The organism is Niveispirillum sp. GW835-FHT14G11 (assembly GCF_058793615.1).
The window spans coordinates 1-15725 of sequence record NZ_JBXAFZ010000020.1; the positions used below are offsets into that span (position 1 = coordinate 1).

Genomic DNA, 15725 nt, shown 5'->3' on the forward strand with positions numbered 1-15725 from the left:
GGTCACTACGATGAGCCAGAAATCCTCCCTTACGCAATCAGCCACTTCTGTCCCAAAGGGGCTGACGGCGGACAGTCTGCCAGATCCACAAGCGCGTTCCAGAGATCGCCAGCTCTTGGTACATCGACTGGTGCAAGCACCTGCCCCAAACGCTCGATGGCGTGTAGCCTGTCCCGGGAACCGCCTTCACGGTCGAAATCAAACGGCATCAGCACAAGATGGCGTAGAAACTGCCAAAGACGGAGATCGCCCACGTCCCCGCTGTTTGCTGTGTCCAGTGCCGAGCGGACGTCCTTGACGAACCCCTGCATCGGCTTGCTGGCGATCTTTGCGATATCTGACAGGAAATCCTCTGCACTGGCCCGATGCCTTGCCCACCGCAACGTTTCCTCAGCGTGCCCCAATGTCCTGGACTCAGTGCCGGTGATAATGCCGAAGCGATCATGCTCCAATCTGAATGCCGACCGATTGAAGGTCGTCCAACATTGAGCCATAACCTCTTTGAAAAGCTCGCCGCCCCCGATCTGGACAGTCCGCTTTACTTGAAAATCGAGCGACAAAAGTCCGCCTGACGTCTCGGCGATCATCACAATGTCGTCAAGCGGGCGACCATCGCCGGCGCGCTGGAGCCGAAGAGAAAACCCTGCTGGAAGGCCCCGAACCGAGCCGCCGGACAAGATGGACGCCATAAAATAGGCGACAACACGGCTCTCCAGGCTAACCCCACCGCCGCCGGTGGAGATCGGACTTGCTGTTGACACATCAACACCTTCGGGTGGAAATCCCTCTGATTTTACCAGCTATCTGTTTGTAGCGCTACATACGCCTTGGACGGTGAATGCTTCGTGACCGGCGCACACAAAGAACATTCAGGGTGCTGTCTCCACTGGGCCCGTCCATGCTGCCCCGTTTCTCGGTGGTAGCAGCGATTCAGTCGCGAGGCCCGCTGCACATTATGGACGGAAGAGCGTCCATAGTCGCTGGTGATACACCAGAGTTCGCCAGCGTCCGCCGACGCCCTTTGCACTTACAGCTCACTTACGAGATGTTAGCGTCGCCAACGTGGCGACGCTAACCCCTTGAAAAAATTGGTGGGCCCGGAGGGACTTGAACCCCCAACCAGACCGTTATGAGCGGCCGGCTCTAACCATTGAGCTACAGGCCCCCACCATGCGCGGGGGCGCACAATGCCCCAAAGGGCGGCGTCCTGGCAATACGGGATTTACAACCCGGCATTTCGCCTTTTCCGGGCCCCCGCGCTTGGCCCTTGCAACGGGCGGCCAAGGCTGGCAAGCCTTGGCCGCGCGCCTGAAACCCCAGCGGAGTACCGACCGCCATGCCCGGTCCCGTCACCGTCGATTTCTATTTCTCGCCCGCCAGCCCCTATGCCTATCTGGCCGGCACGCAGATGATGAAGCTGCAGGTCGAGACCGGCTGCCGGGTGGATTGGTACCCCGTGTCGGCCCGCGCCATCATCAAGGCCGCCGGCTATGACATGGAACAGGCCGTGCCGCATTCCGGGCAGTTCCGCCCCGATTACCGCCGCACCGATCTGGCGCGCTTCGCCCGGCTCTATGGCGTGCCGCTGCGCGACTACAAGGATGTGGTCATGCCCAACCCGCCGCGCCTGGCGCTGGCCTGCGTGGCGGCCCGGCGGTTCGATGCCGGCCAGGTCTTCGCCCGCGCCCTGATGAAGGCCCTTTTCGTCGAAGGCGTCAGCCCGGCCGATGATGCGCTGTGCATCAAGATCGCCAATGACACCGCCGGGATCGCGCCACATCTGTTCCAGCCCATGCTGGACGACCCGGAAACCGCCCGCCTCCAGGACAGCTATGTCCGGGCCGCCGTCGCCGCCGGCTGCTTCGGTGTGCCCAGCTTCGTGGTCAATGGTCGCGAGATGGTGTTCGGCAATGACCGCCTGCCCCTGCTGCGCCAGGCCGTGCTGGAAGCCAAGGCCGCCGGCTGATCACGCTACCGCCCCCTCGCCATTGCGGTTGGCCACGGGCGGCGGGGCGGGGAAGACAGAGACGATGGCATAGCCTTGTTCGGCGCCAAAGCGCCGTTCCACCTTGGCGCGGGCAGCGTGCTCGTCGGGCGCCCAGACACGGAAGCGGCGCTGGCCTTCCCAGGGTGGTCCGTGGCGGCCGACATTGACCATGGGTGCTTCCACCGTCACATGCCAGCCGGCATCGGAGATACCGCGCTTTTCGTCCAGCACGAAGGTGCGGTTGGCAGGGTGGGCCAGACGCTGCAATTCGCCATCGACCTGGCTGATCTCCTCAATCAGCATGTCGGCCGTGCGCTGCTGATTGCGCACTTCGCGGCCCAGCGTCAGGCTTTCGCGCCCCGCCACGCGCAGCCGTTCCACCTGCTGCTGACGCTTGGTGAGCAACTGGGTCACACGGCGGCGCGTGTCGCGCACCCGGCGCATGGATTGCTCCAGCGCAATCGCGAACGCCACCGCGATGATCATCACCACCAGCAGGATGGGACCGGTCATCGGCCCCTCAACCCGCCACGGCTTCGGCAGCCGGCGTGGCGCTTTCCACCGTGATGTTCAGCAAGGAGAAACCCAGCGGCATGGGGAAAATGCGGCCAACGTCGCGCTTGGCGTCGCCCAGGCTGTCGGCCCAGATCTCGATCACCTGGGGATTGGCCCATTCCATGTCCAGCGTGGGATGGCGCTTGCGGTCGGTCAGGGCCTGCTGCACCTGCCGGTTCACCATCCAGGCGCGGAACTTGATCAGCGTCTGCCCCTCCGGCCCGACGATGCGCACGGGCGAATTCGCCTCCCGCCGCGCATCGACCAGGGCTTTTTCCTGGAGGAAGCGGCGGCGGCGCAGCTCGCCCAGTTCGGACTGAAGCTCCGTCAGGCGCATCTTGCGGTCACTGCGGCGCAGGTCGAACTTGGCTTCCATCAGGGAGCGGCGGGGCAGAACTTCCTCGATCCGCTTCAAGTCGAGGCCGGATTGCAGGGAGCTTTCGGCATAACGGCCCATGAGATAGGTGAAGAGATAGGCGCCGAGGCCCATCACCATTCCCATCATCAAGGCCTGCGTCCACCCCATCTTGCCGTCGCCCCCGCCAGCGGCTGCACAACCAATATGCAACCTATAGGATCAAACTCTATCTGGCATTTAAGATAAACGTTCGCGACGCGCAAGGAAACCTCTGATCCGATACCACTGAAGCCCAGGACTGCGACACGTTGGACAGGGTATCCCTACCGCTTTTGGTGGTGCTCAATCGGATCGGCCCGGCCTTGGCATGCGCTGCAATGGCCGGCGACGGACGGTCCGGCGCTCATGCGCCGTCAAGCCAGGGGCGCGGATGCGCCCGCCCGGCGATTGAAGGAACATGTATCCCCCTCCTATCAGGCATGAGCCGATGAGCACCCGGTGCCCTTGCGGGGGCGTGCCGCGCTGGCTAGGGTACGCGCCGCAAATCATGCCGCATCGGGTCGAGGTACGAAGGTGTCCTATATCAGCACGCGCGGCCAGGCGCCCGCCCTGGCGTTCGACGATGTCCTGCTGGCGGGCCTGGCCCGCGATGGCGGGCTTTACGTCCCGGCTGCGTGGCCGACACTGACCCCGGATGATCTGCGGCGCTTCCGCGGCCTGACCTATGCCGAACTGGCGGTGGAGGTGATGCTGCCCTTCCTGGGCGACACGATCGGGCGCGAAGATTTCACCCGCCTGGTGAATGCCGCCTATGGCACGTTCCAGCACAAGGCCGTGGTGCCGCTGGTGCAGCTGGGTGCCAATGAATGGATGATGGAGCTCTTCCACGGCCCTACCCTGGCCTTCAAGGATGTGGCGTTGCAGCTGCTGGGCCAGCTGTTCGACCATGTGCTGGCCAAGAAGGACAGCCGCGTCACCATCGTCGGCGCCACCAGCGGCGATACCGGCTCGGCCGCCATCGAGGCCTGTCGCGACCGTGAACGCGTCGACATCGTCATCCTGCATCCGCGCGGCCGCACGTCGGCGGTGCAGCGCCGGCAGATGACCACCGTCCTGTCGTCCAACGTCCATAATGTCGCCCTGGAGGGCACGTTCGACGATTGCCAGGACGCCGTGAAGGCCATGTTCAACGACCAGGCCTATCGCGACGCGTTGAACCTGTCGGCCGTCAATTCCATCAACTGGGCTCGCATCATGGCCCAGATCGTCTATTACGTGGCAGCCGCCGTGGCCCTGGGTGCGCCCGACCGGGAGGTGGCGTTCGCCGTGCCCACCGGCAATTTCGGCAATGTCTATGCCGCCTACGCCGCCCGCCAGATGGGCGTGCCGGTGGCCAAACTGATCATCGGCACCAATGAGAATGACATTCTGGCCCGCTTCTTCGCCAGCGGCGAGATGAAGGCCGATGGTGTGGTCCCCACCCTGTCACCGTCGATGGATATCCAGGTTTCGTCCAATTTCGAACGGCTGCTGTTCGACCTGATGGATCGCGACGGGGCAGCCACGGCCCAGTGCATGGCCGGTTTCCGCCAGACCGGCCGGTTCGAGGTCAGCCAGGGACAGCTGGCCCGCGTGCGCGAACTGTTCGCGGGGTACCGCTGCGACACCGAACAGACCCTGGCCACCATGCGCGAGGCGTATGAGGGCTCAGGCTATCTGGTCGATCCGCACAGCGCGGTGGGCGTGGCCGTGGCGCGGGCCGCCGGGCTGGACCCCGCCATCCCGGTCATCGTCATGGGCACCGCCCATCCGGCCAAATTCCCCGACGCGGTGGAACGGGCGACCGGCGTGCGTCCGCCGCTGCCCCGCCATCTGGCCGATCTGTACGAACGCGAAGAAAGGATGGATATCCTTCCGAACGATATCCAGATATTGAAGGATCATGTGCGCGCCCGGTCCCGCGTGGCGCGCGGCCAAGTCTGAACCGACAAGTCTGAACCGAACAGAGAATAATTTGAGCATCCTCCCCCTCCCCGCCGCCCCCGGCACCCGCGTCACCACCCTTCCCAACGGCCTGCGTGTGGCCACCGACGCCATGCCCCATGTCGAGACCGTGACGGTCGGCGTGTGGTTCGGCGTCGGCAGCCGGCATGAACCGCTGGCCGCCAACGGGGTGGCGCATCTGGTCGAACATATGCTGTTCAAAGGCACGCCGACGCGCGACGCCTTCGCCATTTCGGCCCAGATCGAGAATGTCGGCGGCCATCTGAACGCTTATACCAGCCGGGAACAGACCTGCTATTACGCCAAGGTCCTGAAGGAGGATCTGGGTCTGGCGCTGGGCATCCTGGCCGACATGGTCCAGCACCCCTTGTTCGATGAAGGCGAGCTGGAAAAGGAACGCCAGGTCATCTTGCAGGAGATCGGCCAGGCGGAGGATACGCCCGACGACATCGTCTATGACCATTTCCTGGCCACGGCCTTCCCCAATCAACGGCTGGGACGCCCCGTGTTGGGCACGGCCGAGGTGGTGGAAAACCTGCCGCGCGCCGCCATGGTCGATTATGTGACCGGCCGCTATGTCCCCGCCAACATGGTGGTGGCGGCGTCCGGCAATCTCACCCATGAACAGGTGGTGGAACTGGCCGCCCGCCTGTTCAACGATCTGCCCCAGGGCGAGGCGACCCTGGCCGAACCCGCGCTTTATACCGGCGGGGAGTTCCGGGAGGATCGCGACCTGGAACAGGTGCATGTGCTGCTGGGCTTCGACGGCGTGTCAACCAACAGCCCGGACCTGCACACCACCATGCTGCTCTCCACCCTGCTGGGCGGCGGCATGTCGTCCCGCCTGTTCCAGGAGGTGCGGGAAAAACGCGGGCTGGTCTATTCCGTACACAGTTTCAACTGGTCGATGGCCGACAGCGGCGTGTTCGGCATCTATGCCGGCACCGGGCCGGACCGCACGGCCGAACTGGTGCCCGTCATCTGCGAGGAAGTGCGCAAGCTGGCCGGCAGCCTGACGGAAGAGGAGCTGGCCCGCGCCAAGGCGCAGCTGAAGGCCAGCCAGCTGATGGGGCTGGAAAGCACCAGCAACCGCGCCGAACAGCTGGGCTCCCAGCTGCTGACCTATGGCCGCGTCATCCCGCCGGCCGAAACGGTGGCGCGCCTGGACGCGGTGGATCTGGCGGCCGTGGCGGCCTGTGCGGAGCGGATCTTCGCCACCGCTCCCACCCTGACGGCGCTGGGTCCGCTGGACGGGCTGGAAAGCCTGGACAGCGTCACCAGCCGGCTGGCGGCGTGAGGCAAACCTGCATAGACTGAATCTAATCAAGAAACAGCCGACCAGCGGGGGGACAGGAACAGGATGATCCGTTTGATCCCTGATGGTCTGTTGAGCCCCCCGCCGTTGCGCATCGACGGCGCCCAAGTCTTCATCCGCCCCGCCCAGCCGCGCGACTGGAAGCAATGGGCGGAGCTGCGGGAGGCCAGCCGCGAATTCCTGGTCCCGTGGGAGCCGACCTGGCCGCCCGACGCCCTGACCCAGACCTCGTTCAACCGTCGCCTGCGTCGTCAGGCCGCCGAATGGCGCGATGACGAGACCTACAGTTTTCTGACTTTCGAACAGCGGACGGAGCAGGTGGTGGGCGGCATCGGCCTGACCAATGTCCGCCGTGGTGTGGCCCAGATGGGGTCCATGGGCTATTGGGCCGGCCGCCCCTTCGCCCGGCGCGGCTATACGTCGGAGGCGGCAAGGCTGCTGCTATCCTTTGCCTTCGGGCAGCTGGGCCTGCACCGGGTGGAAGCGGCGTGCCTGCCCTCGAACCAGCCCAGCAGCGGCGTGCTGGAAAAGGTGGGCTTCACCCGGGAAGGCTATGCCCGGGCCTATCTGCGCATCAACGACAAATGGGCCGACCACGTCCTTTACGCCATCCTGCGCGACGATTGGGCGGCGCAGCAGGGGCGGGGGTGATGTCCCACTCCTCCTGCGATCTTCCCTCCCTCGTCATCCCGGCTTGTCGCCGGGATGACGGAAAAAGTTGAGAAGACACTCGCCCAACAAAAAAGCCCGCCCTTCACAGGGCGGGCTTTTCAGGAACCGACGCCGCTTACAGACTCTGCTCGATCCAGGTCTTCAGCTGCGCCTTCGGCAGGGCGCCGACCTTGGTGGCGGCAACCTGACCGTCCTTGAAGATCATCAGCGTCGGGATGCCGCGCACGCCATAGCGGCTGGGGATCGTCGGATTCTCGTCGATATTCAGCTTGGCGATGGAGACCTTGCCGTCCAGTTCACCGGACAGCTGTTCCAGGCTCGGGGCCAGCATCTTGCAGGGGCCGCACCACTCGGCCCAGAAATCCAGCAGAACCGGACCTTCGGCCTTCAGCACGTCGGCGTCGAAGCTGGTGTCGGTGACATTGATGATATCAGCCATTTTTTCCCTCAGGGGGTTCGGTCGTGTCAGGGTGCGCCCGCCTGTCGCGGATCGCCTCTCAAGGGGAAATGTAGGCACCCGCCCGACCCCTGGTCAAGCCGGTGCCATCCGCACGCCAGCACTGCGCCGCACTTGTCTTGAAATCACCGGTTGGGCTCACGGAAAATTGTCCAACTCGCTAAAATACGAGATATAACAAAAGGCATGCTGCGATTGCGCACGGACCGGCCGCTCTTCGGTGGCCGGGTCTGCGGCGACCGCCGCCGCGCTGCTCATGCGGCGCAAGCCCAAGCCCCGCAGGGGGCGTTGGCGACTGAGGCCCGTTGATCGGTGACGACCGGCGGGAGCGAGACAGGTAGGCGGGACGGATTGGCCGGCGATGACGGATCAGGCGGATGGCGGGCGTACCCGCAAGATGATGGAAAGTTTCGCGCCCGCCACTTTCGAGGAGCGCGGTGTCACAGTCCCCTTCACCACCCCGCTATTGAGCCAGGCCCGCCTGCGCCGCGACCAGGATGACCGGTTTGAATTTCTGCTGCCCAACTTCACGGCCGGCAAGGGCACCTATGTCCTGCCGTGGAAGGGGCTGCCCAATGTCATGACCCTGACGCTGCACGACCGGTTGCTGTTCGAAGCGATCGAGCAGCTGGAAACCCATTCGCCCGAGCAAATCCGCGCTTGCGCCCTGTCGGTGCAGGCCACCGGCGTGTGCGGCCCCGATGCCGCCACCCGCGCCGCCGAGCTGCGGGATCAGGATGCGCAGTACCTGGTGCTGACCCAGTTCATCCTGGTCACCGAACTGCTGAAGCTGGTCAATATCAGTGCGGCCGACCTGCTGCGCCCCGGCATGACGGCCGATGACAGCAAGCGCGTGGCCCGTCAGGCCCTGGCCAGGGTGGCCGGCATGGTCGATATCCAGCCCGACGACATGACCATGCGTGTGGACCAGCTGGGCGAGGCGGTGACGCCCGTGGGCCTGCCCCAGGCGCCCAAGCCCGGCCGCCTGCGCGCGCTGGCCAACCGGCTGCACGCCTTTGCCGAAAGTACGCAAGCCTTTGCCGATACCGACCCGTCGGAGGCGGCGATGCTGGGCACCTATGTATCGACGGTGGCCAACCACACGCTGACGCTGGCCCGTCAGCGCATCGGCAAACTGGACGCCGCCTGCCGCGACGCCATGCAGATCGTCAACGACGCGCCGACCCTGCACAAAACCATCCAGGAATTCGTGGCCCGCATCTCCTGGCTGCTGGATGGCTGGGAATTCCTGATCGCCATGTGGGAGAGCGTGAAGGACCAGCCGTCCGCCACCAGACAGACCAGCATCACCGACATTTCCCGATTGCTGCCCATGATCCCGAAGGAGGAGATCAGCCACGCCACCGACAGCCTGGACCTGGACGCCATCCAGCGTCTGCAGAAACGCTGGGTGCGGGTGAATCAGGACTGGCGCACCGGCGTGCTGGACATGGACGCCGTCATGCGCCTTGAAGCGCTGAAGACGGCCATGGGCTGAGGGGCGGCATAGAATGAACGACAAGAAGCAACCCGCCCCCGCCGGCCCGACCAAGCCCCCCAGTGACTGGGCCGTGCTGGGTGCCGATGTTTCCCGCCTGCCCGACCGCAAGCTGCTGCAGATTTACCGCCTGCTGGAACAGGTGGGCGACAAACCGGAAATTTCCAACGCGTTCGAGGCCATGCGGCCGCGCCTGACCACCCTGCGCCCGCCACGCCGGCCGGCTTTGTCGCGGCTTTTCTTCCTGCCGGCGGAGGATCTGCTGGATGATCCGGATCATTACACCCGCAAGCTGAGCCGTATCAGCCGCGCCACCCTGGCCCCCTGCTGGCAGGCGGTGAGGGAGTTCATCCCCCTGCCGGTGCAGCAGGAGACGCAGCGCGAGGCCGCGACCGTCGATTATCGCGACGGGTCCGCCATCGCCGTGCTGTGCGAACCGCTGTGGCAGGCGGGGATGGAGGCATTGGGCAAGGTCATCGCCGAATGCCAGAACAACCTGAAATACAAGATTTCCTTGTTCGGCCGCGATGATGATGTGCAGCGCCAGCTGGAGACATTGCGCCAGGTGCTGTCCGTCGCCTTCCGGATCGAGAAGCTGAAGGCGGCCCTGCCGCCCAAGCCCATCCTGGATCTGGCCGAGTCGCATGTGGAGGCCATCCGCAACGCCCTGATCGATCTGGGCAAGGAGGATGCGGCCCTGACCCAGCCGCTGCTGCTGGTCCTGGCCTCGCGCATGCAGCGTCCGGGGGAGTTGCTGCGCATGCTGGGCGAGGTGCGCCTGGGCGGTACGGTGGCCCAGAAGGAAACCCTGACGCGGGAAATGTCGGGCTATGTCGTGGGCAACCTGCTGCGCCAGACATCGGACTTCGACCGCGAGAACCCGCTGGTGCAGGGCGACCCGGCCAGCCTGGCCGCCGCCGCCGAACGGCTGGCCGACGGCCTGAATTCCGTGAACGACACGGTGCAGAGCCTGAAGGATAAGGACATCACCAACAAGGTGAAGAATGCCCGGGCGGAGATCGGGCAGTTCGTCCTGAAGAATATCTGCGCCGATGTCGACAAGGGCCTGACCGAGGCCCTGTTCGGCCATGGACCGGGTCCCGCCAGCGACGAGGCGGTGAAGAAGGCCGAACAGCTCGCCCTGGCCCTGCGCCGCTCCTCCAAGCTGGCAGGTCCCTTGGGCATCCAGCGCGAGGTGGCGGCCAAGATCACCGAGGCACGCCAGCAGGTGGTGACCAACACCGTCGCCTCCCTGCGCAACGCACCGCGCAACCGCGACGGCTCCATGGGGCCGGAGGCCCAGCGCCAGATGTTCAACGGCCTGCGCATGGTGGAAATCCTGGCCGGCTCGGACGAGGCGGAGCGTTTGTTCCGGGAATGGAGTTCGCAGTACCGCTGACACAGCGGCATAAATGCCGCTGTAGGCCGGCGACTGCCGGCCCGGCGCTCATGCGCCGTAAGCCAAGCCCGCGGATGCGGGCGCCCGGCGCCTGAGGGAACAACAAATACCATCCCATGCGAAACAGTCGTAGGCATGCTACCCTCCTGTTCCGTTTTGGCAACAGAGGGGGGCCGGCCCATGGCCGCCAATGTCCGCATCGAAACCGACAGTTTCGGTCCGATCGAAGTGCCCGCCGACCGTTACTGGGGGGCCCAGACCCAGCGGTCGCTGCATAATTTCAAGATCGGCGGCGAGCGCATGCCGCCGGCCCTGATCCGCGGCCTGGGCATCGTCAAGAAGGCCGCCGCCAAGGCCAATGTCGCCCTGGGCCAGCTGGATGCCGGCCTGGGTGACGCCATCATGCGCGCCGCGGACGAGGTGATCGACGGCACCCTGATCGACCATTTCCCGCTGGTGGTCTGGCAGACCGGGTCCGGCACCCAGACCAACATGAACGCCAACGAAGTCATCTCCAACCGCGCCATCGAGATGCTGGGCGGGGACATGGGCTCCAAGAAGCCCGTTCATCCCAACGACCATGTCAACCGGGGCCAAAGCTCCAATGACAGTTTCCCCACCGCCATGCATATCGCGGCGGCGGAGCGCATCCACCATGACCTGATCCCGGCCCTGGAACAGCTGCACGCCGCCCTGGCCGCCAAGGCGGAAGAGTTCGCCGACATCGTCAAGATCGGCCGCACCCACCTGCAGGACGCCACGCCCATGACCCTGGGGCAGGAGTTCGGCGGCTATGCCCAGCAGGTCGCCTATGGCATCGGCCGGGTCAAGGCGGTGCAGCCTGCCCTGCTGCGCCTGGCCCAGGGCGGTACGGCCGTCGGCACCGGCCTGAACACTGCCAAGGGCTTCGACGTGGCGTTCGCGGCGGAGGTGGCCGCCATCACCGACCTGCCCTTCGTCACCGCCCCCAACAAGTTCGAGGCGCTGGCCGCCCATGACAGCATCGTGGAAGCATCGGGTGCCCTGAACACCGTCGCCGTCTCCCTGATGAAGATCGCCAACGATATCCGCCTGCTGGGCTCCGGCCCGCGCAGCGGCATCGGGGAGATCAGCCTGCCGGAGAACGAACCCGGCAGTTCCATCATGCCCGGCAAGGTCAACCCCACCCAGTCGGAAGCCATGACCATGGTCGCCGCCCAGGTCATGGGCAACCACGTCACCATCACCCATGCCGGCGCCACGGGCCATTTCGAACTGAACGTGTTCAAGCCCGTGCTGATCTACAACCTGCTGCAATCGATCAAGCTGATCGCCGATGCCAGCCGCTCCTTCGCGGAAAACTGCGTCGTCGGCATCAGCGCCAACACCGACCGCATCGCCAAGCTGATGAGCGAAAGCCTGATGCTGGTCACCGCCTTGAACCCCCATATCGGCTATGACAACGCCGCCAGGATCGCCAAGAAGGCCCATCATGAGGGCACGACCCTGCTTGAGGCCGGCCAGGCGCTGGGGCTTTTGACCGAGGCGCAGTTCAAGGACTGGGTACGGCCGGGCGATATGGTGCATCCGGGGTGAGGGAGTGTAATTAACCTCCTCTTTTATCGCCTTCCCGGCGAAGGCCGGGACCCAGGATCACAAGCCCGACATCGCAGCAGCTTCCGATCAATGCGGCGTATCGCGTTGCTCCTTTGGCCCCTGGGTCCCGGCCTTCGCCGGGAAGGCGATGAGGGGAGTCTTATTGAACTGCCCCCCACCCCCCACCCCCCGGCGTCTCGATCACGAACACATCCCCCGCCGCCATGGCCACCTTGGCCGTGGCCGATAGCAGTTCCACCGTCCCGTCCGCCCGCTCCACCCGCGCCGCCCCCGGCAGCGCATCACCGCCACTGTCCAGCCCATAGGGCCGGATGCGGCGGTTGTTGGACAGGATGGCGGCGGTCATCGGTTCCAGGAAACGGACGCGGCGTTCCACCCCCTCCCCACCCTTCCACCGGCCCGACCCACCCGATCCCGCGCGCAGCCGGAACTGATCCAGCAGCACCGGGAACCGCCATTCCAGCACCTCCGGATCGGTCAGGCGGCTGTTGGTCATGTGGGTATGCACCCCGTCGGTGCCGGCAAAGCCCGGTCCGGCGCCGGACCCGCCGCAGATCGTCTCGTAATACTGATAGCGGTCGTTGCCGAAGGTGAAATTGTTCATCGTCCCCTGCGATGCCGCCAGCACGCCCAGGGCCCCATACAGCGCATTGGTCACCGCCTGGCTGACCTCGACATTGCCGGCCACCACGGCAGCCGGATAGGCCGGGTTCAGCATGCTGCCTTCGGGAATGATGATCTCCAGCGGCGCCAGACAGCCATCATTCAGCGGGATGTCGTCATCCACCAGGGTGCGGAACACATACAGCACTGCCGCCCGCACGATGGCCGACGGCGCATTGAAATTACCCGGCTGCTGCGCCGACGTGCCGGTGAAGTCGATCCGCGCCGACCGTGTATCCCGGTCGATGGACACCGCCACCTTCACCTGCGCACCGCTATCCATTTCGAGATCGAAACGACCATCTTTCAGCACGCCGATCACCCGGCGCACCTGCTCCTCCGCATTGCGTTGAACGTACCCCATATAAGAAACCACCGTTTCGATCCCGAAAAGATCGACCATCTTCATCAACTCGTCCCGCCCCCGCGCATTGGCGGCGATCTGGGCGCGCAAATCGCCCAGATTCTGGGCCACATTGCGCGCCGGATACGGGCCAGCGGTCAGCAGCGCCACCACCTCCCGCTCCAGCAGCACCCCGTCCCGGACCAGCAGGAAATCATCGATCAGGATGCCTTCCTGATCGATATGGGTGCTGTCGGGCGGCATCGATCCCGGCGTGATGCCGCCGATATCGGCCTGATGCCCGCGGCTGGCCACCCAGAACAGGATGTCGGCACCGGCCTGATCGAACACCGGTGTCACCACCGTCACGTCGGGCAGATGCGTGCCGCCGCGATAGGGGTTGTTCAGCATCACCGCATCGCCGGGCCGCAAGCTGTCGCGCCGCGCGTTGATCACCGTGCGCACGCTGTCGCCCATCGACCCCAGATGCACGGGGATATGCGGGGCATTGGCGATCAGGTTGCCGCCGGCATCGAACAGCGCGCAGGAAAAATCCAGCCGCTCCTTGATATTCACCGAATGCGCCGTGTTCTCCAGCGCCAGGCCCATCTGTTCGGCGATCGACATGAACAGGTTGTTGAACACTTCCAGCATCACCGGATCGGCATCCGTGCCCACCGCCACCCGCGCCGGCAGCGCCACCACCCGGCGCAGCACCAGCCCACCGCGCGCCGTCACCCGCGCCTGCCAGCCCGGCTCCACCAGCGTCGTGCCCGTGGCTTCGGTCAGGATCGCCGGCCCCTCGATAGTCACACCCGGCGCCAACGCGTCGCGGTCATGCACGGCCACCGACAGCGCCTCCCCCCCGATCCATACCGGCACATTGGCGCGCGGCGGCGGGGCGGCCAGCGCTTTCGGCTCTGCCAGCACCCCATCATCCAGCCGCTCGCCACTGGCGGCCACCGCCTCCGCCGACAGGCTTTCCACCACCAGCGGCCGGTCAGGCACGTCAAAGCCGAAGCGCTGGCGATGCTCGGCGGCAAAGGCGGCGCGCATCGCCCCCTCCGCCCCGAACGGTACCTCCAGCGTCGCGTCGGTGCCCGCCACCTTCAGGCGCGCCGTGTGGATCAGGCGGATGGCCCCTTCATCCACCCCCTGCGCCATCAGCTCCGCCGCCGCATCCGCCCCCAGCGCCGTCAGCACCGATGACAGCTCCCCCAGCGCATCCGGCCCCAGGACCAGTTCCACCGAACGGTCGCGCAATGCCCCCAGATCGGCCAGCCCCATACCATAGGCCGACAACACGCCCGCGAACGGGTGCAGGTAAACAATCTTCATGCCCAGCGCGTCGGCCACCAGGCAGGCATGCTGCCCCCCCGCCCCGCCGAAACAGTTCAGGGCATAGCGGGTGACGTCGTACCCGCGCTGGACGGAGATATGCTTGATGGCATTGGCCATATTCTCCACGGCGATCTTCAGGAAGCCTTCGGCCAGCGCCTCCGCTCCCATCGCCCGCCCCGTCACCGCCGACACCTCCGCCGCCAGCGCCGTGAATTTCTCCCGCACCACATCGGCATCCAGCTTCTGGTCGCCATTGGGCCCGAACACGGCCGGGAAGAAATCCGGATGCAGCTTGCCGACCATGACATTGCAATCGGTCACGGTCAGCGGCCCGCCGCGGCGATAGGCGGCGGGACCGGGGTTGGACCCCGCCGATTCCGGCCCCACCCGCAGCCGCGCCCCATCGAACCGACAGATCGACCCGCCGCCCGCTGCCACCGTATGGATGTGCAGCATCGGTACGCGCAGCCGCACGCCCGCCACCACCGTCTCCAGGCTGCGCTCATACGTCCCGGCATAGTGCGACACATCGGTGGACGTGCCGCCCATGTCGAACCCGATGATGCGGTCGAACCCTTCGGCGGCCGCCGTGCGCACCGCCCCGACGATGCCGCCGGCAGGTCCCGACAGGATGGCATCGCGCCCCTGGAACCGTCCGGCCTCCGTCAACCCGCCATTGGACTGCATGAAATAGAGCGGAATGCCGGGCAGCGCATCGGCCACCTGCGCCACATACCGGCGCAGGATCGGCGACAGATAGGCATCGGCCACCGTGGTATCGCCGCGCCCCACCAGCTTCATCAGCGGGCTGACCTGATGGCTGGCCGACACCTGGGTAAAGCCGATCTCCCGCGCGCACGCCGCCACAGCGGCCTCATACGCCGGATAGCGATAGCCGTGCATGAACACGATGGCACAGGCCCGGTATCCAGCATCGAACGCCGCCTGCAGCCCCACCCGTGCGGCATCCAAATCCAGCGGTTGGCGCACGGTTCCGTCGGCCATCACCCGTTCCGGCACCTCCAGCACGCTGGAATAAAGCTGTTCCGGCAGCTCGATCCGCCGCGCAAAGATCTTGGGCCGCGCCTGGTACCCGATGCGCAACTGGTCACCCAGCCCCTGCGTGATGACCAGCAGCGTCCGCGTGCCCTTGCGTTCCAGCAGGGCATTGGTGGCCACGGTCGTGCCCATGCGCACCTGATCCACATCGCCCGCCGGCACCGCCTCCCCCGGCGGCACGCCCAGCAGCTCGCGGATGCCGGCGACGGCGGCGTCGGGATAGCGTTCCGGATTCTCCGACAACAGCTTGTGGGTCAGCAGCGTGCCGTCCGGCCGGCGGGCCACGATGTCGGTGAAGGTGCCGCCACGGTCGATCCAGAACTGCCAACGCCCGTCCGCCATCCCGCACCTTTTCCAACCAAACCTGAAGAGGCGTGGAGTTTATCCGGGAACCGGGGGTGGGCGTAAACCCCCGTGACGGATTGGCACCATCTTGGGTGCCAGGGGAGTGGCAGCGGATGGGTCCATCCATTATCTT

The 15725-nt window shown here is 65.7% G+C and carries 12 protein-coding genes and 1 tRNA gene; 7 read left to right on the plus strand and 6 right to left on the minus strand.

Annotated features, from left to right (window positions below; all coding sequences use genetic code 11):
• Positions 1–29 precede the first annotated feature (29 nt).
• Both AC1Q7F_RS27415 and AC1Q7F_RS27420 read right to left on the minus strand, forming a co-directional pair.
• Positions 30–587, minus strand: a complete 558-nt coding sequence (locus AC1Q7F_RS27415; RefSeq protein ID WP_492511738.1) for a hypothetical protein — start codon at positions 585–587, stop codon at positions 30–32.
• A 502-nt stretch (positions 588–1089) separates the two neighbouring features.
• Positions 1090–1165, minus strand: a tRNA-Ile gene (locus AC1Q7F_RS27420).
• A 171-nt stretch (positions 1166–1336) separates the two neighbouring features.
• On the opposite strand from AC1Q7F_RS27420, the gene AC1Q7F_RS27425 reads away from it, so the two are divergent.
• Positions 1337–1966 carry a 2-hydroxychromene-2-carboxylate isomerase gene (locus AC1Q7F_RS27425; protein ID WP_492511739.1) on the plus strand — a complete coding sequence of 210 codons (630 nt, stop codon included), beginning with the start codon at positions 1337–1339 and terminating at the stop codon, positions 1964–1966.
• Here AC1Q7F_RS27425 and AC1Q7F_RS27430 read toward each other — a convergent pair whose 3' ends face one another.
• Complete coding sequence (locus AC1Q7F_RS27430) at positions 1967–2500, minus strand: hypothetical protein (RefSeq protein ID WP_492511740.1); 534 nt, start codon at positions 2498–2500, stop codon at positions 1967–1969. It lies immediately after the preceding gene.
• A gap of 7 nt (positions 2501–2507) precedes the next feature.
• Positions 2508–3038: a hypothetical protein gene (locus tag AC1Q7F_RS27435; protein WP_492511741.1), complete on the minus strand. Its 531-nt coding sequence runs from the start codon at positions 3036–3038 to the stop codon at positions 2508–2510.
• A 435-nt stretch (positions 3039–3473) separates the two neighbouring features.
• On the opposite strand from AC1Q7F_RS27435, the gene thrC reads away from it, so the two are divergent.
• The 3 genes from thrC (at position 3474) to AC1Q7F_RS27450 (ending at position 6870) form a co-directional block, all read left to right on the plus strand.
• On the plus strand, positions 3474–4883 hold the full coding sequence (gene thrC, locus AC1Q7F_RS27440; protein ID WP_492511742.1) for a threonine synthase: 1410 nt from the start codon (positions 3474–3476) through the stop codon (positions 4881–4883).
• Between the two features lie 31 nt (positions 4884–4914).
• Positions 4915–6201, plus strand: coding sequence for a M16 family metallopeptidase (locus AC1Q7F_RS27445; RefSeq protein WP_492511743.1), 1287 nt, complete (start codon positions 4915–4917; stop codon positions 6199–6201).
• A gap of 63 nt (positions 6202–6264) precedes the next feature.
• The gene (locus AC1Q7F_RS27450; RefSeq protein ID WP_492511744.1) at positions 6265–6870 is read left to right on the plus strand and encodes a GNAT family N-acetyltransferase; all 606 of its coding nucleotides are present in this window, start codon (positions 6265–6267) and stop codon (positions 6868–6870) included.
• A gap of 136 nt (positions 6871–7006) precedes the next feature.
• Here the strand turns inward: AC1Q7F_RS27450 and trxA are convergent, their stop codons facing one another.
• On the minus strand, positions 7007–7330 hold the full coding sequence (gene trxA / locus AC1Q7F_RS27455) for a thioredoxin TrxA (RefSeq protein ID WP_492511745.1): 324 nt from the start codon (positions 7328–7330) through the stop codon (positions 7007–7009).
• A gap of 379 nt (positions 7331–7709) precedes the next feature.
• Between trxA and AC1Q7F_RS27460 the strand changes: the two genes are divergently transcribed.
• The 3 genes from AC1Q7F_RS27460 (at position 7710) to fumC (ending at position 11820) form a co-directional block, all read left to right on the plus strand.
• Entirely contained in the window at positions 7710–8846 is a 1137-nt protein-coding gene (locus AC1Q7F_RS27460) for a hypothetical protein (RefSeq protein ID WP_492511746.1), read from the plus strand.
• 13 nt (positions 8847–8859) lie between these two features.
• On the plus strand, positions 8860–10245 hold the full coding sequence (locus AC1Q7F_RS27465) for a hypothetical protein (protein WP_492511747.1): 1386 nt from the start codon (positions 8860–8862) through the stop codon (positions 10243–10245).
• A 180-nt stretch (positions 10246–10425) separates the two neighbouring features.
• Positions 10426–11820 carry a class II fumarate hydratase gene (gene fumC, locus AC1Q7F_RS27470; protein WP_492511748.1) on the plus strand — a complete coding sequence of 465 codons (1395 nt, stop codon included), beginning with the start codon at positions 10426–10428 and terminating at the stop codon, positions 11818–11820.
• A 160-nt stretch (positions 11821–11980) separates the two neighbouring features.
• Here the strand turns inward: fumC and AC1Q7F_RS27475 are convergent, their stop codons facing one another.
• Complete coding sequence (locus tag AC1Q7F_RS27475; protein WP_492511749.1) at positions 11981–15589, minus strand: hydantoinase B/oxoprolinase family protein; 3609 nt, start codon at positions 15587–15589, stop codon at positions 11981–11983.
• Between the last annotated feature and the right edge of the window lie 136 nt (positions 15590–15725).